Annotated in this window: 1 rRNA gene; it reads left to right on the forward strand. The window is 50.1% G+C overall.

The features are described from left to right. Nucleotides 1-237 precede the first annotated feature (237 nt). Nucleotides 238-1,735, forward strand: a 16S ribosomal RNA gene (locus tag L654_RS0106400). Nucleotides 1,736-1,783 lie beyond the last annotated feature (48 nt).

Raw genomic sequence — 1,783 nt, forward strand, 5'->3', positions numbered from 1 at the left:
CTGTGTGGGCACTCGTACAGATTGAGTTCTAACAGCCAACCTACTTAGGTAGCGAGGCAAAAAAATTAGAGTCTCAATTGAAACTGAGTGACCATATGTTATTAAAAGATTCAGCCTTGAGCTGTTTTGATTTCACTTTTTTTAAAAGTGAAAATAATAACGCACAGTCAATTCGTTTTTGGCAACAAAAACAAAAAATTCAGAATTCATTGAGCTGTCGAAAGACATAAAACTTTTTAATTGAAGAGTTTGATCATGGCTCAGATTGAACGCTGGCGGCAGGCCTAACACATGCAAGTCGAGCGGTAACAGAAAGTAGCTTGCTACTTTGCTGACGAGCGGCGGACGGGTGAGTAATGCTTGGGAACATGCCTTGAGGTGGGGGACAACAGTTGGAAACGACTGCTAATACCGCATAATGTCTACGGACCAAAGGGGGCTTCGGCTCTCGCCTTTAGATTGGCCCAAGTGGGATTAGCTAGTTGGTGAGGTAATGGCTCACCAAGGCGACGATCCCTAGCTGGTTTGAGAGGATGATCAGCCACACTGGGACTGAGACACGGCCCAGACTCCTACGGGAGGCAGCAGTGGGGAATATTGCACAATGGGCGCAAGCCTGATGCAGCCATGCCGCGTGTGTGAAGAAGGCCTTCGGGTTGTAAAGCACTTTCAGTCANTTACTGACAGAAGAAGCACCGGCTAACTCCGTGCCAGCAGCCGCGGTAATACGGAGGGTGCGAGCGTTAATCGGAATTACTGGGCGTAAAGCGTACGCAGGCGGTTTGTTAAGCGAGATGTGAAAGCCCCGGGCTCAACCTGGGAACTGCATTTCGAACTGGCAAACTAGAGTGTGATAGAGGGTGGTAGAATTTCAGGTGTAGCGGTGAAATGCGTAGAGATCTGAAGGAATACCGATGGCGAAGGCAGCCACCTGGGTCAACACTGACGCTCATGTACGAAAGCGTGGGGAGCAAACGGGATTAGATACCCCGGTAGTCCACGCCGTAAACGATGTCTACTAGAAGCTCGGAGCCTCGGTTCTGTTTTTCAAAGCTAACGCATTAAGTAGACCGCCTGGGGAGTACGGCCGCAAGGTTAAAACTCAAATGAATTGACGGGGGCCCGCACAAGCGGTGGAGCATGTGGTTTAATTCGATGCAACGCGAAGAACCTTACCTACACTTGACATACAGAGAACTTACCAGAGATGGTTTGGTGCCTTCGGGAACTCTGATACAGGTGCTGCATGGCTGTCGTCAGCTCGTGTTGTGAGATGTTGGGTTAAGTCCCGCAACGAGCGCAACCCCTATCCTTAGTTGCTAGCAGGTAATGCTGAGAACTCTAAGGAGACTGCCGGTGATAAACCGGAGGAAGGTGGGGACGACGTCAAGTCATCATGGCCCTTACGTGTAGGGCTACACACGTGCTACAATGGCGCATACAGAGTGCTGCGAACTCGCGAGAGTAAGCGAATCACTTAAAGTGCGTCGTAGTCCGGATTGGAGTCTGCAACTCGACTCCATGAAGTCGGAATCGCTAGTAATCGCGTATCAGAATGACGCGGTGAATACGTTCCCGGGCCTTGTACACACCGCCCGTCACACCATGGGAGTGGGTTGCTCCAGAAGTAGATAGTCTAACCCTCGGGAGGACGTTTACCACGGAGTGATTCATGACTGGGGTGAAGTCGTAACAAGGTAGCCCTAGGGGAACCTGGGGCTGGATCACCTCCTTATACGATTTAGAACTTATTTGTTCGTAGTGTCCACACAGATGATTGTTA

It is taken from the genome of Pseudoalteromonas sp. TAB23 (assembly GCF_000498075.1).
Lineage (GTDB): Bacteria > Pseudomonadota > Gammaproteobacteria > Enterobacterales > Alteromonadaceae > Pseudoalteromonas > Pseudoalteromonas arctica.